Annotated in this window: 17 protein-coding genes; 10 read left to right on the top strand and 7 right to left on the bottom strand. The window is 68.1% G+C overall.

The window, feature by feature from the left end:
- The first annotated feature begins 36 nt into the window (after window positions 1-36).
- The 3 genes from AB4Y92_RS12600 (at window position 37) to AB4Y92_RS12590 (ending at window position 2,394) form a co-directional block, all read left to right on the top strand.
- On the top strand, window positions 37-318 hold the full coding sequence (locus AB4Y92_RS12600; protein ID WP_441819958.1) for an isochorismatase family protein: 282 nt from the start codon (window positions 37-39) through the stop codon (window positions 316-318).
- Window positions 319-404: 86 nt separating this feature from the next.
- Entirely contained in the window at window positions 405-1,166 is a 762-nt protein-coding gene (locus AB4Y92_RS12595) for an SIMPL domain-containing protein (RefSeq protein ID WP_441819957.1), read from the top strand.
- A 124-nt stretch (window positions 1,167-1,290) separates the two neighbouring features.
- Window positions 1,291-2,394: a PA0069 family radical SAM protein gene (locus AB4Y92_RS12590; protein WP_441819956.1), complete on the top strand. Its 1,104-nt coding sequence runs from the start codon at window positions 1,291-1,293 to the stop codon at window positions 2,392-2,394.
- Window positions 2,395-2,602: 208 nt separating this feature from the next.
- Here AB4Y92_RS12590 and AB4Y92_RS12585 read toward each other — a convergent pair whose 3' ends face one another.
- Window positions 2,603-4,489: a hypothetical protein gene (locus AB4Y92_RS12585; protein WP_441819955.1), complete on the bottom strand. Its 1,887-nt coding sequence runs from the start codon at window positions 4,487-4,489 to the stop codon at window positions 2,603-2,605.
- A 246-nt stretch (window positions 4,490-4,735) separates the two neighbouring features.
- Window positions 4,736-6,331, bottom strand: a complete 1,596-nt coding sequence (locus AB4Y92_RS12580; protein WP_441819954.1) for an MFS transporter — start codon at window positions 6,329-6,331, stop codon at window positions 4,736-4,738.
- A 138-nt stretch (window positions 6,332-6,469) separates the two neighbouring features.
- Here AB4Y92_RS12580 and AB4Y92_RS12575 point away from each other — a divergent pair, with 138 nt between their 5' ends.
- Complete coding sequence (locus AB4Y92_RS12575) at window positions 6,470-7,372, top strand: LysR family transcriptional regulator (protein ID WP_441819953.1); 903 nt, start codon at window positions 6,470-6,472, stop codon at window positions 7,370-7,372.
- A gap of 30 nt (window positions 7,373-7,402) precedes the next feature.
- Here AB4Y92_RS12575 and AB4Y92_RS12570 read toward each other — a convergent pair whose 3' ends face one another.
- The 4 genes from AB4Y92_RS12570 to AB4Y92_RS12555 form a co-directional block, all read right to left on the bottom strand.
- On the bottom strand, window positions 7,403-8,362 hold the full coding sequence (locus tag AB4Y92_RS12570; RefSeq protein WP_441819952.1) for a GlxA family transcriptional regulator: 960 nt from the start codon (window positions 8,360-8,362) through the stop codon (window positions 7,403-7,405).
- Window positions 8,363-8,728: 366 nt separating this feature from the next.
- Window positions 8,729-10,645: a M4 family metallopeptidase gene (locus AB4Y92_RS12565; protein WP_441819951.1), complete on the bottom strand. Its 1,917-nt coding sequence runs from the start codon at window positions 10,643-10,645 to the stop codon at window positions 8,729-8,731.
- A gap of 394 nt (window positions 10,646-11,039) precedes the next feature.
- A complete protein-coding gene (locus tag AB4Y92_RS12560; RefSeq protein WP_057941063.1) occupies window positions 11,040-11,273 on the bottom strand; it encodes a hypothetical protein in 234 nt (77 codons plus the stop codon).
- 642 nt (window positions 11,274-11,915) lie between these two features.
- Window positions 11,916-13,715: an SLC13 family permease gene (locus tag AB4Y92_RS12555; protein WP_441819950.1), complete on the bottom strand. Its 1,800-nt coding sequence runs from the start codon at window positions 13,713-13,715 to the stop codon at window positions 11,916-11,918.
- A gap of 123 nt (window positions 13,716-13,838) precedes the next feature.
- On the opposite strand from AB4Y92_RS12555, the gene AB4Y92_RS12550 reads away from it, so the two are divergent.
- Window positions 13,839-15,020 carry a sensor histidine kinase gene (locus AB4Y92_RS12550; protein WP_441819949.1) on the top strand — a complete coding sequence of 394 codons (1,182 nt, stop codon included), beginning with the start codon at window positions 13,839-13,841 and terminating at the stop codon, window positions 15,018-15,020.
- Window positions 15,013-15,447, top strand: coding sequence for a response regulator (locus AB4Y92_RS12545; RefSeq protein ID WP_057941066.1), 435 nt, complete (start codon window positions 15,013-15,015; stop codon window positions 15,445-15,447). The genes AB4Y92_RS12550 and AB4Y92_RS12545 overlap by 8 nt, the downstream gene beginning before the upstream one ends.
- A 635-nt stretch (window positions 15,448-16,082) precedes the next feature.
- On the opposite strand, the gene AB4Y92_RS12540 is transcribed toward AB4Y92_RS12545, so the two are convergent.
- Window positions 16,083-16,814 carry a 2OG-Fe(II) oxygenase gene (locus AB4Y92_RS12540; RefSeq protein ID WP_441819948.1) on the bottom strand — a complete coding sequence of 244 codons (732 nt, stop codon included), beginning with the start codon at window positions 16,812-16,814 and terminating at the stop codon, window positions 16,083-16,085.
- Between the two features lie 394 nt (window positions 16,815-17,208).
- On the opposite strand from AB4Y92_RS12540, the gene AB4Y92_RS12535 reads away from it, so the two are divergent.
- The 4 genes from AB4Y92_RS12535 to AB4Y92_RS12520 are packed head-to-tail and all read left to right on the top strand — an operon-like array spanning window position 17,209 to window position 20,071.
- On the top strand, window positions 17,209-17,745 hold the full coding sequence (locus AB4Y92_RS12535) for a hypothetical protein (protein ID WP_441819947.1): 537 nt from the start codon (window positions 17,209-17,211) through the stop codon (window positions 17,743-17,745).
- Complete coding sequence (locus AB4Y92_RS12530; RefSeq protein WP_441819946.1) at window positions 17,742-18,377, top strand: hypothetical protein; 636 nt, start codon at window positions 17,742-17,744, stop codon at window positions 18,375-18,377. The genes AB4Y92_RS12535 and AB4Y92_RS12530 overlap by 4 nt, the downstream gene beginning before the upstream one ends.
- Before the next feature lie 52 nt (window positions 18,378-18,429).
- Window positions 18,430-19,197, top strand: coding sequence for a hypothetical protein (locus AB4Y92_RS12525; RefSeq protein WP_441819945.1), 768 nt, complete (start codon window positions 18,430-18,432; stop codon window positions 19,195-19,197).
- Between the two features lie 58 nt (window positions 19,198-19,255).
- On the top strand, window positions 19,256-20,071 hold the full coding sequence (locus tag AB4Y92_RS12520; RefSeq protein WP_441819944.1) for a hypothetical protein: 816 nt from the start codon (window positions 19,256-19,258) through the stop codon (window positions 20,069-20,071).
- Window positions 20,072-20,157 lie beyond the last annotated feature (86 nt).

The raw sequence follows: 20,157 nt of genomic DNA, 5'->3' as shown, positions 1-20,157 counted from the left end.
TTTAGGATAGCCGCTGTCGCAGCGAGGACGGGCCCGATGGCATCGGCATTGGTGGTGATCGACGTGCAGCGCGGCCTGTTCGACACCCGGCCGCCGCCGGCCGAGGCCGAGGCGGTGATCGCGCGCATCAACGCCCTGGCCGAGCGCGCTCGCGCCTATCCGGTAACCGTGGCGGCCGACGCGCACACCACCCACGACAAGCCGCACGCCGATGCCGCCTTCATCCGCGCCCATCACAATCTGACCCTGGCCGATGTCACCAGTTTCGGCCCGGTCATCCGCGCGCAGGCGGCCGAGGCGATCGATTTCGCCTGTTGAACCCGCGCCGGTTCCTGTCCCACGCATCGCCGCCACGCCTGTCCCGACCGCCGCAGACCGGCGGCCCAATCCAAGGAAGTGATGACATGAAATACCGCCTGCTGTTCGCGCTCGCCCTGGCCGCCTTGCCCGCCCTGCCCGCGTTCGCGGAGAAAGCCAGCCGCAGCATCAGCGTATCGGGCTCGGCCGAAATCAAGGTCGCGCCGGACGAAATCCTGCTCAACGTCGGAGTCGAATCGCGCCATCCCAAGCTCGATCAGGCCAAGCGGCTCAACGACGAAAGCGTCGCCGCCGCGCTGGCCTTCCTCAAGCGCAGCGGCGTGCCCGACAAGGACGTGCAGACCGACTTCATCAGCATCGAGCCCGATTACGAGCGCGACAACAGCAACCGCACCGCGCTGGAACGATCGACGCTGGTGCCGCTGGTGTACATCGTGCGCAAGAGCATCGGCATCAAGGTGACCCGCGTCGCCGGCTTCGACGATCTGCTGACGGGCCTGCTGGAAAACGGCGTGCAATACATCCACGGCATCGAATTTCGCACCTCGCAGCTGCGCAAGCATCGCGATGCTGCGCGCGCGCTGGCGATCCGCGCGGCGAAGGAGAAAGCCGACGCGCTGACCTCCGAGCTCGGCGTGCGCCGCGGCCCGGCGCAATCGATTTCCGAATCGTATTCGGGCGGCTGGTGGCGCAGCGCCGCCGGCTGGGGCCACAGCGGCGGCCAGCAACTGATGCAGAACGTCATGCAGAACAGCGGCGGCGGTGACGGCGGCGAGGACGGGGCGACCTCGGCGGTCGGCCAGATCAGCGTGAACGCGTCGGTGAATGTGACCTTCGAAATAGAGTGACCACCGGCGCTAGCGGCCGCGTGCCGCACCGGCGCCGAAATCGTCGCTGACCCGTTCAGGCGCGGCGCGCGAGGGGCCGTGTGCGTCGCGTCCGCTGCGACGGCGCGGGAGTAATCTGGGGCGCATGGATTCGGCGCACAAAACCCGGCTTTCGCTCGACCCCGCGGCGATCAAGGGCCGTGGCTCGGCGTCCTACGTCGCCGGCCGTTACGCGGTCACCACCGCGCAGGCGCAGGACGACGGCTGGGGCTCGGTGTATGAGGACGCCGACGCGCAATCGCGGCCCGACACCGTGGTCACGGAGGAACGGGCGCGCAGCATCATCAGCCGCAACGATTCGCCCGACATCGCTTTCGGCCAGTCGGTCAATCCGTATCGCGGCTGCGAGCACGGTTGCGTCTACTGCTTCGCCCGGCCCTCGCATGCGTATCTGGAGCTGTCGCCGGGCCTGGATTTCGAGACCCGGCTGTTCGCCAAGACCAACGCCGCCGAGCGCCTGCAGAACGAACTCGCGCGTCCGGGCTACCGCTGCGCGCCGATCGCGCTGGGCATCAACACCGATTCCTATCAGCCCATCGAACGCCGCTACCGCATCACCCGCGGCGTCATCGAAGTGCTCGACGCCTGTTCGCATCCTTTCAGCCTGATCACCAAGAACGCCTCGGTGGTGCGCGATGTCGAAGTGCTGGCCTCGATGGCGCAGCGCGGGCTGGTGTCGGTGTACTTCTCGGTCACCACGCTCGACAACCATCTGTCGGCGAAGATGGAACCGCGCGCCTCCGCGCCGCATTCGCGGCTCAAGGCGATGCGCACCCTGGCCGATGCCGGCGTGCCGGTCGGGGTCATGGTCGCGCCGGTGATTCCGATGATCAACGACAGCGAAATGGAGCGCATCCTCGCCGCCGCCTACGAGGCCGGCGCGCGTTCGGCCGGCTACGTGACCCTGCGCCTGCCGCACGAACTCAAGCAGGTGTGGCGCGAGTGGCTGCAACTGCATTACCCCGATCGCGCCGCGCACGTGATGAGCCTGATCCAGCAGATGCAGGGCGGCAAGGACTACAACGCCGGCTTCGGCAAGCGCATGCGCGGCGAAGGGCCGTTCGCGCAGCTGATACAACAGCGCTTCCACAAGGCCTGGCGCAAGCACGGCTTCGGCCGCTTGCCGCCGCTGGACACCGGCCGTTTCGTCGCGCCGCGCAAGCCTACGCCGCAGTTGGAATTGTTCTGAGGGCTGGTTCAAACCCCCTGGAAAATGGCCCCGTCATTCCGGCGAGCGCGGGCTTCGCTCCATTTCGACAGAGGCGAAGATCCAGCGACTTCAAACGTTCTCGCACGAAAGACACCGGATGTTCGGCTCCGCCGAAGCAAAGCAGAGCCCGAGTTCGCGGGAATGACGAGCAAAAAGATGCGCAGCCCGAAACCCGAAGCCGGGACTTTCAACGCTTGGCCAGCAATCCCCGCGGGCAAGCCTGCGAGCGCGCCGAGGCCTCGAAGTACAGGCGTACCTGCATCGGCGGCAACTGCTTGCTGGCGATCTGCTCGCGGCCGAAGTCTACGCGCAGCACGCCGAAGCGTTCGATCTGCGTGAGGTAGTCCCGCGCCGCGCGCATGTGCGCGGCCAGGTTGCGGCGCTCGTGATCGTTCCTGAGCGCGTGGCGCAAGGCGCCCAGCGCGTCGTCGCGGCGGCAGTCGGACATCGCGTACAGGACGCGATACATCAACGCCTCGTGCACCAGCCCGTACATGTCGCTCTTGGTCCGCGGGCCGCCCTCCACGGTGTCGATGAAGCGGGCGAATTGCGCATCGGCCTGAGCCTGTTGCCCGCTTCGGTACAGCGCCGTGGCCAGGGCGAAATCGACGTAGGAGCCCGCCGCCGCGCGCGCCGGCAGGTAGCGGCGGATATCGGCCTGGACCTCGCGCAGGATGCGCTCGGCGCGCGGCAATTCGTGTTCCGGCGCGCTCCAGGCCAAGGCGGTCGCGAGCACCATTTTTTCGTAAGGCATCGGAATATCGGCTTCGCTGCCGGTCTGGACCAGGTCTTCCAGGATGCTCATGCCTTCGCGGTACTTCGGCGAATCCCAGGTGCTGTCCGGGCCGAACGCCAGCTTGGTCGCCAGATTCAACCGCACCCGCAGGGTTTGCTCGTGGGTCGGGCCGAACGCCCGCTCGCAGATGTTCACCGCCTCGCGCGCCTTGCTCAGACTGTTGTCGTACTGGCCGCGCATGACATCGTGCAGCGACTCCAGGCGCAGCACTTCGGCGTACTCGGGATGGCGCGCGCCGTAGCTGGCCAGGACGATGGCCTTGCCGTGCTGCAATGCGCCGATGCTGTCGCTGATGTGGCCGGCGTTGTACTGGGCGTCCGACAGCGCGATCCAGGCGCGGCCGGTATCGGGATGCTGCGCGCCCAGATGCGCTTGCCGGTCGGCGACCAATTGCACGGCCTCGGCGATCGCGCGCTCGGCCTGTTCGCTGTAACTGAGCATGCGCACCAGTTGGTAGCGCGCGTTGTCGGCCTGGGTCGTGCCCTGGCTCATCGCGATGGCTTGCGTGAGATCGCGTTCGGCCGCGGTGAAATCGAAACGCCGTCCGCGCCATTGGCCGCGCTGGGTCAGCAGCTCGGCGATCAGCCCGGCATTGGGCGGAACCAGGGTGCGGGCCTGCGCCAGCGCGTCTTCCAGCGAACTCATCGCGCCGTCGTCGTCGGCCAGTCCCCATTGCGCGCGGCTGAGCTCGATCTGCAGGCGCAACTGATCCAGGCGCGCGGGCATGTCGATGCTGTCGTGGCCGTGGCGCAGTTCGGTCTTGGCGATTTTTTCCGCCGGCGCATAACGCGCCTGCAGATTCAACAGCGACACCGTGGTCGCGGTGACGGAGAGATTCTCCAGGCCGTGTCGGTCGAGCAGGCCGTTGGCTTCGTCGGACAAGCGCTCGGCCTGGGCGTAACGGCCGATCAGGGCGTGGCCGCGCGCCAGCACCGACAGTCCGCAGGCCAGCGGCATCGCCTGATCGGATGAGGCCAGACGACGCAGCCGCACTTCGGTGTCGATCAGCCGCGCGGGCGAGGCGAACGGCGCGCGGCCCAGATGGCAGATGGTATCGACGCCGAGGCGGGATTCGAACAAGGCCGCGACCTGGGCCTGGACCCGCGCCGAGCGTTCGAGCTCATCACGATGTTGCCGGGCGGAATAAACGGCGATGACCGCGGCGCCGGCCAGCAGCGCCGACGCGGCGAGCGCCAGCCACGGGCGGATGCGGGCCGTCGGGCGCGGCCGGTCCGCGCGGGCGACGGCGTCGCCGGCAGGAGGGGAGGAAGTGGCCATCGGTCGGTGGTCTCTCGACATATGCAGCACTGACGGAGCGGCCGATCTGCGCTTGAAACACACCTCGAAGGCATCTTTGCGATGCCTTCGAGGTGAGAACTTGCGCCTGATCGGTGGGGGTCAGTGGTTGAATCGAGGTAAGGCCGCGAGGGCGGACATGCGCCGGATACGTGTTGGCTCGCTCAAAAATGCTGGATGGGGCGGGGCGGCCGCCTCCCGGGCCGGCGCCGCCCCGCGTGGGCCGCCTCAGCGGACCGGTTCATCGGCCAGTTCGATGCGATCGTCGCGCGCCGGCTCGGCCAGGGCGGCCGCCTCGTGCGCCGAGGCGTCGCCGAGCAGGGCGAACACCACCGCGGCGATCGCCGCGGTCAGCCCGGCCAAGCCATACATCAACCAGGCGAACGCGGCGTCGTAGCTGTGCACCAGCGCGGCGGCGTCGAGCTGCGGCAGCAAGGCCTGCGCGCGCGCCGCATCGCCCGTGGCCAGCCGCTGCGCGGCCTGCGCCAGCGCCGCGTCGCCGGCGCCGAGCGCCGAGGACAGACGCAGCTGCAGCAGCCCGGCCAGGGCCGCAGCGGTGATCGCCAGGGCGATGCCTTCGCCGGAGACGCGGCTGGCGCCGAACACGCCCGCGGCCATGCCGGCGCGTTCCTTGGGCACCACGCTGATCGCCAGCCCGTCCATCAGGCCCCACGGCACCGCCGAGCCGGCGCCGATCAGCAGCATCGGCGCGATCAGGCCGTGCACCGAACCGGCCGCTGCTTCCACGCCCAGCCACACCAGCCCCGCCGCGGCCAGCAACAACGCCGCCGCGCACAAGGTGCCGGCGGCGATGCGGTGGCTGAGTACCGCGGCCAGGAACGGCACCACCAGCATCGGCGCCGACAGCGCGATCATCATCAAGCCGGCGTCGAGCGCGCTCAGGCCGTGGATGCCGATCAACCGCACCGGCAGCACGATGATCAGCGCCAGATAGCAAAACCCGGTGCCGATCGGCAGCAACTGCGCGCCGACGAAACGCGGGTACTTGAGCAGGCTCAGGTCCAGCATCGGCCGTGCGGCGCGGGTTTCCACCCGCACGAACAAGGCCAGCAGCGCCGCCGAGCCGATCAATGCCGCGATCACCCAGCCGTCGCTCCAGCCGCGCTCGGGAGCTTCCAGCACGCCGATGGTCAGCAGCGCCAGCATCGCGGTGGAAGTCAGGCTGCCGCGCCAGTCCAGGCCGGCGGCGTCGGGATCGCGCGACTCGCGCATGCGCGGCACGCCGAACACCGTGGCCAGCAGCGCGATCGCCAGACTCGACAGAAACACCGAGCGCCAGCCCTGGGTCTGCACCAGCCAGCCGGCCAGGCTCGGCCCGAACGCCAGCCCCAGCCCGAACGCGGTGCCGAGCAGGCTGAAGGCGCGGATCCGCGCCGGCCCGTGGAATTCCTGCGACAAGGCGGCGTTGCCGCCGGCCAGGGCCAGCGCGGCGGCGACGCCCTGGGCGATGCGCAGGCCGTTAAGCACGGCCAGGCTCGGCGCCAGCGCCAGCAGCAGCGAGACGATCGCGTAGGCGACGATGCCGATCGAGAACACGCGCTTGCGGCCGTAGGTGTCGGCCAGGGTCCCGGCCGCCATCAGGCAGCTGCCGAAGGCGAGCATGAAGGCGTTGGTCATCCAGTTCAGCGCCACCGGGCTGCCGCCCAGTTCAGCGGCGATGGCGGGGATCGCCACCGGCGGGGCGGTGAAGCTCAGCGGCAGCACCAGCCCGGCCAGGCACACCGCGCCGAGGATCAGGAAACGGTCGTAACGGCCGGGCACGGGGCCCGCGGCGGAAGCCCGCGAGGGCAGGGGGGAGGGCATCGGGATCGCCGTGGGGATGGGCGGTCCAGCTTAGGTGGGACGCAATCGGGGAAAAATGCCGATCTGGTTCATGCTTTATGGAGCAATACGACATAATCGCGGCCGCAATCTATGCGCCCCGCCGCTGGAGACCCCCGCATGGACAAGCTCGGCAGCCTGCTTGCCTTCGTCCGCACCGCGCAGTTGCGCAGCTTCGTCGCCGCCGGCCGCCAGATCGGGATTTCGTCTTCGGCGGTCGGTAAGAGCGTGGCCAAGCTGGAGCAGCAACTGGGCGTGCGCCTGCTCCAGCGCAACACCCGCAACGTGCGCCTGACCGAAGAGGGCCGGCAGTTCTACGAGCGCTGCAAACCGCTGCTGGATGAACTGGAAGAAGCCGAGGCGATGCTGACCCATTCCATGCAGGCGCCGCGCGGCCGCCTGCGGGTCAGCCTGCCCACCAACGGCTACAAGTTCCTGGTGCCGGTGCTCGGCGAGTTCCGCCGGCGTTATCCCGAGGTCGAGCTGGATCTGGATTTCAACGACCAGATGGTCGATGTGATCGAAGGCGGTTTCGACGCGGTGATCCGCAGCGGCGACATGCCCGACTCGCGCCTGCGCGCGCGCCGGCTGGGGCCGTTCTGTTTCATGTTGTGCGCCTCGCCCGACTATCTGGCGCGGCGCGGCGAACCGCGCGCGCCGGCCGATCTGGAAGCGCACGAGTGCATCCATTTCCGCTTCGCCAACAGCGGCAAATTGCAGGAATGGTCGCTGCGGCTGGAGCCCGGCGAGAACCCGCCGCATCTGCCGGCGGCGCTGGTGTGCAACAACAGCGAAGCGGCGGTGCAGGCCGCGGTGCACGGGCTGGGCATCGTGTATTCGGTGGATTTCCTGGTGCGCGATCACTTGGCTTCCGATCGCCTGCGCCGCGTGTTGCCGGGGTTCGAGACCCAGCGCGGGCAGTTCTGGGCGCTGTGGCCGGCGCACAAGCACGTCTCGCCGAAGCTGCGCGTGTTTCTGGATTTCGTCGATGAGCACTTGTTCGTGAACAAGCCTCTGGCTTGAGCGCGATGAGTGGTCGTCGTCGCTCCGGAATCAGCGCGCGCGCTTCATCTCGCGGCCTTCGCTGAAACCGCGCCGGTACGCGGTCGGGTTGGTGCCGACCGAACGCGAGAAGCGATCGCGGAAGGTCGTCGCCGAGGCGAAGCCGACCTGCAGCGCGATCTGCTCCACGGACAAGTCGGTGGTTTCCAGAAACTGCTGGGCGCGGCGGATGCGGGTGATCAGCAGCCACTGCAGCGGCGTGGTGCCGGTCTGCTCACGGAAGCGGCGGTTGAGCGTGCGCGTGCTGACCGAGGCGTGGCGGGCGAGTTCGTCGACCAGCAGCGGCCGGTCCAGATGCTCCTCCATCCAGCGCAGCAGCGGCGCCAGCGAGGCGTCGGACTGCGGCGGCGCATGTTGCAGCAGCGGCGAGTGATCGGCGCCGCGTTCCATCGGCACCACCGCCCAGCGCGCGGCGGCCGCGGCGGCGGCCGCGCCGTAGTCGCGGCGGATCAGGTGCAGGCACAGGTCGATGCCGGCGGCCGAACCGGCCGAGCTGAGTATCTGGCCTTCATCGACGAACAACACGTCCGGATCGACCTGGATATTCGGATAACGCTCGGCCAGTTCGACCGAAGTGGACCAATGCGTGGTCGCGCGGCGGCCGCCGAGCAGGCCGGCCTGGGCCAGCACGAACACGCCGGTGCAGATCGAGGCGATACGCGCGCCGCGCGCGGAGGCGGCGCGCAGCGCGTCCAGGATCGCGGCGGGAAACGGCGCGCGCCACGGCGACATGCCCGGCACGATGACGGTATCGGCATGTTCGAGTTCGGCCAGGCCCCACGGCACCACCAGTTCCATCGAACCTGTGCGCACGCGCTCGCGTTCGGCGCAGATGCGCACCTGGTAAGCGGTCTCGCCGTCGGCCAGCCGCACCCACGGAAACACCAGCCCGGGAATGGACAGTTCGAAGGGCAGAACGTCGTCCATCGCGACGACAGCGACCTGATGCATGGGGACCGGCTGTGCTGGGGGTTGGACAAAGTGTAGCCAGCGGCCTGGCGCCCCGCGCGCACGGATACGGGCGTGTCGGCGATGGCCGGAACCCGGCGGAATCTGGCGGTTTCGCCGCTCAGGCGCGCGTGGCGCCACATCGGTCGGAATACGGATGCGCGGTCTGAACCACGATAAGCGCACCACTCACCTCATGCGCATCGCATCGTCGCCACCGCCGTCGTTGCGAGGGCAGGGCAGAGCAAGCACGACCCATGCATCGACACGGCCGCATAAAGAACGGCCCCCGCCGCGCGAACGCAACGGGGGCCGCAAAGACCGCAAACACTTACCAATTCGAGCCCGGGTACGGCTCAGAGCGATTCTTTAGTTCTTGCAGCGCGCCGCCGTGGAGCCTTCCGGCAGGGTCACGTTGACCGCTTCCCAGGCGCAGGCCACGGTCTTGACCGCGCTGGCCTTGAGCAGGCCGCGATCGACCAGATCCTGCGCCGCCGTCTGCGTCGCCACGCGCGCATCCGGGTAGGTCGCCTGCGAGGTCAGGTACAGGGTGTTGGCGCGGTACCAGATCTGTCCGGCGACGGTCGGGGTCAGGCCCTTCAGGCCGGTCGCGCCGTTGCAGACCAGATCCGACGGCAACACGGTCTTGCGATGCGACTTCGGCACCTTCTGGCCTTCGGCCAGCAGGTAGAAGAAGTGATTGCCGATGCCGGAGGTGTAGTGCGGATCGTGCGCCTGGTTCTCCGGATCGAAACCGCCGGCCGGGTAGCAGTCGAACGAACCCACGCCGTCGGCGTCCTGGTCCAGGCTGGGCTTGAACATGAAACGCAGCGGCACGCCGCTGAGCATCACGTTCTCGCCGATCAGGTAATCCGGCGGATCCTTCGGGCTGTTGTCGTAGAACTCGACCAGGGTGCCGTGGATGTCGGAGTTGGCTTCGTTCAAGCCGCCGGCATCGCCCGAGTACAGCAGGCCCGAGGTGGCCTGGGTCACGCCGTGCGACATTTCGTGGCCGGCCACGTCGAGCGCGACCACCGGGTTGGACACGCCGTAGTCGCCGTTGCCGTAGACCATGCGCTTGGCGTCGCCGTCCCAGAACGCGTTGGTGCCGCCCACGTCGATGAAGAAGAAATACGTGAAGGTGACATTGACGAAGCTCTGCACGCCCAGGCCGTCGCCGAAGATGCCGAGGCGGTCGTAGTACTTCTTGTAGTAGTCCCAGGTCTTCGACACACCGTAATGCGCTTCCACGCCGGTGCGCTCGATGTTGGTCATCTGCTCGTTGCCCCACAGGTTGTCGGCATCGAACATCGGCGGCGCGGTGAAGTCGCCGCCGCCGAACACCAGGTCGACCACCGTGCCGCCGGTGTTATGCACAGTGCCGCCGCCGCGCTTGTCGTCGCGCAGCAGGAAGCCGGCGCCGCGGCCGTCGCTTTCTTCCGCGCTGACCTTGCTGGTGGAGATCGGCACCTTGCCGCGGGTGATGGTGAAGCCCTGGCCTTCGGCCGCTTCGGCGGTGTAGATGCGGCTGTCGCGGCCGAGGAAGCTGCCGTTGTCGGCATCGACGTAAATCAAATCATGGACCGGACGCTCGGCCTTGTTGAGGCCGCGGAAGCTGACTTCATACGCCAGCTTGGGCTGGTTGTTCTGCGCGAAATACACCGTGCGCGATTTCGGCGCCTCGACGAAGCGGCCGGCGAAATGCACGCCGGCGTCGGCGATGGCCTGGCTCTGCGAAAGCTTGGGCGTGACCGATGCGCCGTCGCCGAGCTTGAGGTCCAGGGTCTTGCTGATCGAGGTCAGCAGGCCGCCCTTGGCGTGGGTGACCAGATCGCCGCCGATCACCGGTAGGCCCTGGTATTCGCGCTGGAAACGCACGTGCTCGCTGCCGTCGGCTTCGACCACCACATCGCGCGGCTTGTAGCTTTCCGCCGCCATCGCGTTGGCGCCGGCGTTGGCCAGGCCTTGCGCGCCGGCGCTGCCGGCCTTGCTCGCCTGCAGCAGTTCGCGCGCGCGCTGCACCGCCGGATGGCGTTCCAGCTGCGCGGCCGGGGTGGCGCCGGAGACGGCGCTGGCATCGGCGAAGGTGTTTTCCGCGGTGGCGCGCACGCTGGCGTTGGAACGCGCGGACGCATCAGGCGCGCGCGTCGCCGCATTCGATGCCGCGGCGGTCTGGGCGACGCCGCTGGCGGCGTCGTCGCGATGCGTGCTGATCAGCGCGGTCGCGGTGGTGCCGGTGATCGCAAGCAGGATCGATGCGGTCAGCACTCGTTGTTTCATGGACATGCGAAGTTCTCCGAGTCATGCAAAGCAAAAATAGGAAAGAACGCAAATCGCCGTTTCGCGATCGATGTCGCGAAATCGGCGCTACTGCACAACGGCAGGGAGCTTGTAATGCTTGGAAAGACGCGTCCTACGACGAGGAAGGACGCGTGTTGTCCATCGTTTCCCCACCAATTCGAACGCTAGCGGACACGTTTCACCCCACCTTTCGGGCACGCGGGTGACGTACTTCCTTCACGAAATGCGATGCGCGTCTAACAGAGGCCTACGATTGATGGCACGACGAAAACGCCGAAAGGCCGCGAGCGCGGCCGATGGGCTGGTGTCGTGGCGATGGCGGCAGGCGCGCGGCGCCTGCAATGGATTACATCGGTATGCGGCGCGATCGCCGCGCGCGTCAGCGCTGCGGCGCCGGCATGATGTGCGACAGGAAAATCCGCCGGTCTTCGAAAATGCGGATCGCCACGGCGACGCCGAGCTGTACCGACAGGTGGAAGGCCTCGTTCTTGGCCGCGGCCGAAGCGGCGGCGACATTGTCGAAACGCTCCTCGGCCACGTCGCACGACAAGGTGCGGCCGAGGTAGGTGGATTCGTTGAGTTGCACCGTGTAGGGCATGGGGTCGTCGACCATCGAATGAAACGGGATGCCCCGACCCAGCTTGACCGCTTGCTCAAGGCGGCGACTTGTTCCCTTGCTGAGCGGCGTCCGTTGCCGGCGCATAAGTCGTGCTGTCGGGGCGTGCATAAGGTGACTTAGCGACCAGGCATTTACCCTCAGGGGACCCCAGGGCGTGCTGTAGGGAATTCCTTACAACCGCGTGACCGCGGTCACGTCCGCAAACCCACGCAGGAGGCCGCTTTGCGTGAGGCCCCTCTTTGTGGGAGGGCCCTTCAGGCCCGACGCTTTCGGCTCCGATCGCCGCGCCCCTTCATCGGCGCCCCTGCGAGCGAAGCGATTCGCCGCCCGCGCCTTGCCGCTGCATGAACGAACCCCGCAAACCCCGCGCGCCCCGCGACCTTAGGCGGATTCACCGCGCCGGCAATGCCTCTAGCGTGTCCGGGCCGCAGCTGCGGCCCCGACAGGACCGTCCATGTTCGCGACCGCCACGACCACGGCCATGCGACCCGCGCCGCGCGCGCGGCAGGTTTCGTCCCGTCCGCGCCATCTGCTCGCGACGCTGTGCCTGCTGACGCTCTGCGCGGGCGCCCCGGCCGCGACCGGTCGCGGCGCCTTGCCGCCGCTGCTGTTTCTGGTCCACGCCGCGCCGTCGGCTCAGGACGCGCCCGGCAGCAACGGCCCGCCCAGCCACAGCCAGCGCGCCATCCAGGCGCTGACCCAGGCGATGAGCATGGTCAAGGGCAGGCCGATACGCAGGAAATCGCTGAAGCGGTACTGGCCCGGGCCGAGGATGAGAAGGTTGCCGTGGTGACCGATCGGGGTCAGGAACGCGGCCACCGCGCCCAGCGCCGTGCACACCACGAACGGCGTCGGTGGCAGGCCCAGCGATTGCGCCAGTGAGATCGCGATCGGCCCCAGCAGCACCGTGGTCGCCGCGTCGGACAAAATCTGGGTCAGCAGGGCGGCGACGGTGAACATCACCAGCAAGATCGCCAGCGGCGACCAGCCCGCGATCACCTGCAGCATGCCCTGCGCCAGCAACTGCGCGGTGCCGGTCTGCTCCATCGCCACGCCCAGCGGAATCACGCCTGCGATCATCACGAAGATGCGCACGTCGATTTCGCGATAGGCCTGTTCGACATCGACGCAGCGCGTGGCCACCATCGCCACCGCGCCCAGCAGGAACGCCAGCGACGCCGGCAGCCATTCGGTCGCCGCCGCGATGATCGTCATCAGCAAGATGCCCAGCGCCAGCGGTGCGCGCACCCGCCGCCGCGCTTCGCCGGCGAACGGCACCAGCATCAGGAAGCCGTGGTGCGCGGCCAGTTCGGCGAAACGCGCTGGCCGGCCCCACAGCACCAGCAGGTCGCCCTCGCGCAGGCGCGCGTCGGACAGGCGCGGCGCGACCGCGCCCTGGCGCCGCCACAGGCCGGCGATGACGGCGTGGAAGCGGCGCGCGAAATCCAGCTCGCGCACGCTGCGGCCGACGAATTCCGAACCCGGCGCGACCAGCGCCTGCACCAGCTGCGGCTCGCCGTCGCCGTCGGCGTGTTCGCCGAAACGCTTGATCGCGTTGAGATCCAGGCCGGCGTCGTCGTGCAGCGAAGCGAGCGCGTCGGCCGAGGCCTCCACCAGCAGGATGTCGCCGCTGATCAGGGCGCTGCCCGGGCCCAGGTCCTGGCGGCGCTGACCGTCGCGCAGCCAACCGGTCAGCACGAAGCGGTCGCCGAGCGCCTTCTGCAGTTCCGACAGCGGTCGCGTGCTCCAGCGCGAGCCTTCGACGATCACCAGTTCAGTGCGGTAACGGTCCAGGCGCAGATAGCCGTCGTCGCCGTGTTCGCCGCCGCGCTTGGGCAGCACCCAGCGCGCGGCCAGCATGTACAGCACGCCCACCACCACCAGGGCCAGGCCGATCGGGGTGATCGAGAAAATCCCCAGGCCCGGCGCGCCGGTGCGTTCGATCAGGTTGTCGGCGAGCAGGAACGCCGGCGCGCTGACCAGCGTCAGGGTCGTGCCCAGCGAGGCGGCGAAGGACATCGGCATCAGCAGGCGCGAGGCCGACAGCCCGCGCGATTTGGCGAACCGGGTCAGGATCGGCAGCATCATCGCCGTGACCATGACGTGGTGGGTGAACGAGGACAGCGCCGCCACCGCCGGCATGGTCACCGCGATCGCGCGGCTCTCGCTGCGGCCGGCGGCGCGGCCGATCCACTGGCCCAGGCGCTCGGTGATGCCGGTCGCGGCCAGTCCGCCGGAAATCACGAACACCGCCGCGACGATGATCGCCGGCTCGCTGGCGAAGCCCGACAAGGCCTGTTTCGCGTCCAGTACCCCGCTGAGCACCAGCGCCAGCAGGGTGATCATGGCCGTCACATCGACCCGAAGGCGCTCGCTGACGAACAGGTACAGGGCGGCTGCCAGGATCAGCAGGAAAGCGATCTGAGAAAAGTCCATCGCGCGATTGTGCTTGAGCCGGCTGTGTCCGAGTCGTGTGCGCCGTCCACCGCGCCATCACGGCGGCATTGGATACACTCCCCGGTCACTTCGGACCCCCTGTGCGATCACAGCGTTACCGCGATGACCCTGCCGCACCCCACGATGCCGGCCAACAAAGCCGCCGACGACCGTTTCCGCCTAGCGATGGCGGCGTCGAACATCGGCATGGCGATCGTCTCGATCGACGGCATCTGGTTGGAGGTCAACCCGGCGTTGTGCGCATTGCTGGGCTACCGCATCGACGAATTGCGCGGTCATCACTACAGCGAAGTCACCCATCCCGACGATCTGGCGATCAGCAACAATCTGGTCGCCGCGCTGGTCAGCGGCGCGCTGGCCTCGGTCGATGAGCACAAGCGTTATGTGCACCACGACGGCAGCGAAGTGTGGGTGCAGCTCAACATCGCGGTGATGCGCGACGAAGACGGCAAGCCGCAATATTTCATCTCGCACATGCGCGACATCCGCGGCGAGCGCGAAGCCGATCTGGCGCGCAGCGCGCGCATGGCCGAGCACGGCGCCGCGCTGGACGCGTCCAATCGCCAGTTGCAGTTGTTCGCCGACGCGGTCGCGCACGACCTGCGCGCGCCGCTGCGTTCGATCGAAAGTTTCTCCGCGCTGCTCGGCGAGCGCGCGGCCGAGCGCTTGAACGAAACCGATCGCGATTACCTGACCCGCATCCGCGCCGCGGCCTCGCGCATGACCGGCCTGCTGGCGGCGCTGACCGAGCTGTCGCACGTGACCCGCGCCGAGATGCGCATCGCCCCGGTGGACCTGAGCCTGCTCGCCGACTGGGTCGGCGCCGAGCTGCAGGACGCCGATCCCAAGCATCGCGGCGAAGTCAGCGTGCAGCCCGGCCTGCAGGTCGAGGGCGACGAGCGTCTGCTCAAGCTGATGCTCAATCAACTCATGCATAACGCGTGGAAATTCTCGTGCGAGCGGGCCGCCGGCGAACCCGGCGGCGAGCTGGCCCCGGTGCGCATTCAGGTGCGCGGCGAGGTGGTCGGATCGCGCCTGCAGTTGTCGATTCAGGACCAGGGGGCCGGATTCGACATGCGTTATGCTCACAAGCTGTTCGAGCCGTTCCAGCGCCTGCACGGGCCGGATCAGGGCGGCGGTCACGGCCTCGGGCTGGCGATCGCGCGGCGGGTCGCCGAGCGTCATCGCGGCCAGTTGCGCGCGCACTCCCAGCCCGGCGCGGGCAGCACGTTTACAGTCGAACTGCCCTTGCGGTCCAAGGGCGAGGAAAGCGCAAATGCATAAGGAAATCCTGCTGGTCGAGGACAACCCCGACGACGTCGAGCTGACCCGGCTCGCCTTCGACGAGGCCAAGATCGCCAACAGGCTGGTGGTGATGGGCGACGGCGCCGAGGCGCTGGATTACCTGTTCGCCCGCGGCCGTTACTCCGATCGCGACCCGGCCGATCTGCCGTCGATCGTGCTGCTGGATCTCAATCTGCCCAAGGTCGATGGCCGCGAGGTGCTGCAGGCCATCCGCGCCCACGAACCCACCCGCACGCTGCCGGTGGTGGTGTTGACCACCAGCACCGAGCCGTTCGACGTCGAGGCCAGTTATGCGCTCGGGGTCAACAGCTATATCCAGAAGCCGGTGGATTTCGAGCAGTTCGTGTGGGCGGTGAAGCAGGTCGGGTTGTATTGGCTGGTTTTGAATCATCCGCGTAATCCCTGATTGCTTCGGGGATAAGGGCAGAAGCAAATCCCCCCTGGCCCCCCTTTTTCAAAGGGGGGAACCCTGTCGAAGACAGCGGCGGGATTTGGCGTTGCGCGGAATCTCCAGACGCTGGCTATAGCCGCGTCCTCTTTGCGAGCACGCCAATTCGCCCCCTTTGAAAAAGGGGGCAAGCGCCTGCGAAAAATCGTGACCTGATCGCCCCACCAGCGCCGGGGGATTTGCTCTGCGCCTCAGCGCGCCGCATAGCCGCATCCTGTTTACGAGCGAATCAATTCGCCCCCTTTGAAAAAGGGGGCAGGGCGCCTGCGAACAATCGCGACCTGATCGCCGTGCCAGCGCCGGGGGATTTGCTCTACACCTCAGCGCGCCGTATAGCCGCATCCTGTTTACGAGCACGTCAATTCGCCCCCTTTGAAAAAGGGGGCAGGGCGCCTGCGAAAAATCGTGACCTAATCGCCGCGCCAGCGCCGGGGGATTTGCTCTGCGCCTCAGTGCGCCGTATAGCCGCGTCCTGTTTACGAGCGCATCAATTCGCCCCCTTTGAAAAAGGGGGCAGGGCGCCTGCGAACAATCGCGACCTGATCGCTGCGCCATCGCCGGGGGATTTGCTCTACGCCTCATCGCGCCCGCGCTTACCCCCCGCCGTACAACCGTTCCGCGCGCTGAAACAAAATCCAGCTGGTAGCGATGTACTTGTCCCCGCCCTTGGGCCGGTTGCCGCGATGGGTGTGGGTGAACGCCGCCGGGGCGATCAGCAGGTCGCCCGCGCGCGGTGCGATCTTGCGGCGCTGGTAAAGAAACTCGGTCTCGCCTTCGCTGAAACCGTCGTTGAGATAGATCGTCCACAGCACATGCCGGTGCAGGGTTTCCGCGGTCTGGTCGCGCGGATACAACTCGCAGTGCCAGTACGGATAACCGCCGCGATCGGCGGTGTAACGCTGCAGGTTGATCGCGCCCGGACGGAACACGGTCTGCGCGACCGGCGCCAGGGCGCCGTCGTCCATTTCGGCCATGCGTTCGGGCGTGAGGCGATGGCGCTTGCCGTCGGCGGCCGGCGCTTCGAGCATCAACGGCGCGATCATGGTGTGCGGATAACGCCGCAGATACTTCAGCAAGCCGCGGAACACCGCCAGATTCAGCGCGACCTCCACGTCCTTCCAACCCTCGCGGCCGGTGATGGTGAGATCGCGGCTGTCCTTCAGATCCGGCATCACGCCGCCGCCGACCCGGCCCGGTTCGCTGTCGCGGCTGGCGTCGAAACGGCGCACGAGTTCGGCGCATTCCTCGCGCGTCAACGCCTGCGGATAGACCTCGATGAAATCGTCTGAGCCGGCGGGTGCAACGGAATCGGGCGTTGAGGACATGGCGGGCGCTGGGCTGTGAGAGAACGTGCGAACGGCAAGCGCGTGGAAAGCGGCCATCCTCGCACGGGGGCCCGAGGTTGCAAAAAGGCAACGTCGGATCGGCAGGGCGGCGGCCACGCCGCGCAAGCGTCTCAAAGGCCCGCTGGACGGGCCTGAACCCATTCACCGGGCGAAACCTGAGCAGGCGAATGCTGCGAGTGCGAATTTCACCGGGCGTTGCGACAGCGCAACGTTTAGCGGCACCCGCGCCGGCCACGCGCCGCTGGACTTCCTGAAAGTCCTTGTAATTCATGGCCTTGCGAACTTGGCACGGCTCTCGCGTCAGCCCTGCTCGTCCGCCTCGATTGCCCCGATGCGGACCCCGCGAGAGTCCCCCGCCTCGGAGTTCGCCGTCATGTCCGTGCTCGCCCCTGGTATTCCACACCGCCCCTGGTTGCGGGCCCTGAGTGTCGCCGCGGTCTGCATGGCGGCCGGATTCGCCCCCGCGGCGATGGCGCAGGACCGCGATTCCGGCGAGCAGGACACCACCATCGTCATCGCCCGCACCGTCCACCCGCGCATCGCCTATCGCGCGCTGCCGGCGCAGGACAATCCGGTCCACACCCAGGCCACGGCGTTTCCCGGGCAGGTCTTCCACGGCACGCTGGATCGCTCGCTGTCGCCGCTGCTCGGCGATGCCGAACTCGATCAGCACGGTTCCACCGGCCTGAGCCCGCTCCTCGCCGGCAACACCAACACCCTCAACGGATTGTTGGTGCCGGTCAGCGGCGCGGCCAATCCCATGCTCGGTCCATCCGCGTCGACGGCGCCGATGGGCCCGACCGCCAGCGTCGGCGGCGCGGTCACCGCCGCGACCGCCGGCCTCGGCGATCGCATCACCGGCAGCGTGATGCAGGCGCTGGCGCCGCAACTGCAGGGGAGCGGGCGATGAACGCACGCCTGCGCTCGCTGCGCCTGACGCCGCTGTGGCTGGCCGCGTGCCTGCTCGCCACCGCGATCTCCACCGACAGCCACGCCCAATCGCCGAACGGTCGCGATCGCGCCCACATCGGCGCGGCCGGGCGCGGCATCGACGGCCGCGCCGCGATCAACCAAAGCGCGGGCACCGGCAACACGCAAGCCAATCTGGCCGCGATCGCGATCGCCCCCGACGGCCTGGCCCTCATCGAACTGCACGCAAGGCAACGCAGCATGATCGGCGCGCAAGACCTGCGCCGCGACGCCAGCGCGCGCATCGACGCGCAGGCCTTCGCCGGCCACGACGGATTGCTTTCGCTCAACCAGAGCGCCGGCGCCGGCAACGCGCAACTCAATTCGTTCGTGCTGGCGCAGGGCGCGCAGACCGGCGTCGCGCATATCGCCGGCGTCGACGACAACGCCCTGGCCGAGGTGGCCGGCGCGCCGAGCATCGAAACCCAAAGCGCGCCCAGCCTGCGCGATGCGGCCATCGCCGACGACGCCTTCCGCGGCGGCCAGGGTGTGCTGCAACTCAATCAGACGGCGGGAACCGGCAACGCGTCGGTCAACGCCATCGTGCTCCAACTGCCCGGGGGCGTTCCATAAAACAAGACGGCAGAACCCAAGCACTACTCAACCACCACCAGGAGAGAGAATCATGAAAGCGCAACTGACTCTGCTTGCCCTCGCGCTCGGCCTTGTCATCGCCGCGCCCGCCTACGCCGAAGGCGACGACGCCCAGATCCACAGCACCACCAGCATCAGCAACAACATCGATGTGTCCGGCAAGGTGCGGGTGAAAGGCAAGATCCGCGTGGCGTCCGAATCGGCCGCGACCGTCGATCAGGACCAGACCACCGAAGCCAATGCCTCGCTCGGCGACGGCGACCACAGCGCCCACCTCGGCGGCAACGCGTTGTCGGATGCGCAAGGCAACATCGGCGCCAACGTCGCCGCCGGCGTCGGCAACGCCCAGGCCAACGACACCGCGCTGTCGGCCGTGGACGGCGAGAAAGTCTTCGCCTCGGCCATGACCTTCAACAGCCAGAGCTCGGGCTTCAACTACGCCTACTCCAGCCAGCAAGACACCTACTACGACGCCACCCTCAACGGCGATGCGCTGTCGAACGCGAAGGGCAACATCGGCGTCAACGTCGCCGCCGGCGTCGGCAACGCGCAGAGCAATGCGATGGCCGCTTCGGTCAACAGCTCCGGCACGATCGCCAAGGCCGCCTCCGACAGCGAGCAGGACTCGTGGATGAACGAACTGGCCGCGGCCTGCGACCTCGACACCTTCGCCACGCTGGCCGGCAACGCGCTGTCCGGTGCGCAGGGCAACATCGGCGCCAACGTCGCCGCCGGTGTCGGCAACCTGCAGCACAACGGTCTGTCGATCGCGACCGCGTCCTGCGGCAGCTGCCAGTAATGCGCACGCGGCCGCGGCGCAGGCCGCGGCCGTTCCGCGCTCCTAACGGAGAACGACCATGAAACTCCAATACACCGTGCTGGCGATCGCGCTGGCCGGCATCGTGGCCTTGCCGGCCTTCGCCGAAGGCGACGACGCCGACATCCACAGCAACACCTACATCAGCAATCACATCGACGTATCGGGCCGGGTCAAGGTTCGCGGCAAGATCAAGGTCGCGTCCGAATCGGCGGCGACGGTCGATCAGGACCAGACCACGCTGCTCAATCAATCGCTCGGCGACGGCGACCACGACGCCCATCTGGGCGGCGATGCGCTGTCGGACGCGCAGGGCAACATCGGCGCCAACGTCGCCGCCGGCGTCGGCAACGCCCAGGCCAACGACACCGCGCTGTCGGCGGTGGACGGCGAGAAAGTGTTCGCCTCGGCGATGGTGTTCGGCAGCCAGGCCTCGCTCGGCAACTTCGCCACCACCAACACCGACGACACGTATTACGACGCGACGCTGGACGGCAACGCGCTGTCGAACGCCAAGGGCAACATCGGCGTCAACGTCGCCGCCGGCGTCGGCAACGCGCAGGGCAACGGCATGGCCGCTTCGGTCAACAGCTCCGGCACCGTGGCGATCGCCACCTCCGACAGCGAACAGCTCTCGGTCGGCAATCTGCTCGACAGCGAAGGCCGGCGCATGAGCCTGGACCTGTACGCCTCGCTCGACGGCAATGCGCTGTCCGGCGCGCAAGGCAACATCGGCGTCAACGTCGCCTCGGGCATCGGCAACCTGCAGCACAACGGTCTGTCGATCGCGACCGCGTCCTGCGGCGCCTGCGCACCGCCTCCGCCGCCTCCGCCCTGCACCAGTTGCGGCGACTGAGTGTCCCCAGTCCCGCCTCCGCGATGACCGCGCGTCGGTCATCGCGGAGTTTGATCCATCCACCCTGTTCCGAGCCGAGCCCCGCC

The sequence above is a fragment of the Lysobacter sp. TAB13 genome, assembly GCF_052113885.1.
Classification (GTDB): domain Bacteria; phylum Pseudomonadota; class Gammaproteobacteria; order Xanthomonadales; family Xanthomonadaceae; genus Lysobacter; species Lysobacter gummosus.
Note: the sequence above shows the minus strand (reverse complement) of the source record. Positions and strands in the feature narration are given on the sequence as shown.

Bases quoted from the DNA above. Each gene is read 5' to 3' on its own strand.
- AB4Y92_RS12600 (WP_441819958.1), top strand. From the start codon at position 37: ATGGCATCGGCATTGGTGGTGATCGACGTGCAGCGCGGCCTGTTCGAC.
- AB4Y92_RS12595 (WP_441819957.1), top strand. From the start codon at position 405: ATGAAATACCGCCTGCTGTTCGCGCTCGCCCTGGCCGCCTTGCCCGCC.
- AB4Y92_RS12590 (WP_441819956.1), top strand. From the start codon at position 1,291: ATGGATTCGGCGCACAAAACCCGGCTTTCGCTCGACCCCGCGGCGATC.
- AB4Y92_RS12585 (WP_441819955.1), bottom strand. From the start codon at position 4,489: ATGGCCACTTCCTCCCCTCCTGCCGGCGACGCCGTCGCCCGCGCGGAC.
- AB4Y92_RS12580 (WP_441819954.1), bottom strand. From the start codon at position 6,331: ATGCCCTCCCCCCTGCCCTCGCGGGCTTCCGCCGCGGGCCCCGTGCCC.
- AB4Y92_RS12575 (WP_441819953.1), top strand. From the start codon at position 6,470: ATGGACAAGCTCGGCAGCCTGCTTGCCTTCGTCCGCACCGCGCAGTTG.
- AB4Y92_RS12570 (WP_441819952.1), bottom strand. From the start codon at position 8,362: ATGCATCAGGTCGCTGTCGTCGCGATGGACGACGTTCTGCCCTTCGAA.
- AB4Y92_RS12565 (WP_441819951.1), bottom strand. From the start codon at position 10,645: ATGTCCATGAAACAACGAGTGCTGACCGCATCGATCCTGCTTGCGATC.
- AB4Y92_RS12560 (WP_057941063.1), bottom strand. From the start codon at position 11,273: ATGGTCGACGACCCCATGCCCTACACGGTGCAACTCAACGAATCCACC.
- AB4Y92_RS12555 (WP_441819950.1), bottom strand. From the start codon at position 13,715: ATGGACTTTTCTCAGATCGCTTTCCTGCTGATCCTGGCAGCCGCCCTG.
- AB4Y92_RS12550 (WP_441819949.1), top strand. From the start codon at position 13,839: ATGACCCTGCCGCACCCCACGATGCCGGCCAACAAAGCCGCCGACGAC.
- AB4Y92_RS12545 (WP_057941066.1), top strand. From the start codon at position 15,013: ATGCATAAGGAAATCCTGCTGGTCGAGGACAACCCCGACGACGTCGAG.
- AB4Y92_RS12540 (WP_441819948.1), bottom strand. From the start codon at position 16,814: ATGTCCTCAACGCCCGATTCCGTTGCACCCGCCGGCTCAGACGATTTC.
- AB4Y92_RS12535 (WP_441819947.1), top strand. From the start codon at position 17,209: ATGTCCGTGCTCGCCCCTGGTATTCCACACCGCCCCTGGTTGCGGGCC.
- AB4Y92_RS12530 (WP_441819946.1), top strand. From the start codon at position 17,742: ATGAACGCACGCCTGCGCTCGCTGCGCCTGACGCCGCTGTGGCTGGCC.
- AB4Y92_RS12525 (WP_441819945.1), top strand. From the start codon at position 18,430: ATGAAAGCGCAACTGACTCTGCTTGCCCTCGCGCTCGGCCTTGTCATC.
- AB4Y92_RS12520 (WP_441819944.1), top strand. From the start codon at position 19,256: ATGAAACTCCAATACACCGTGCTGGCGATCGCGCTGGCCGGCATCGTG.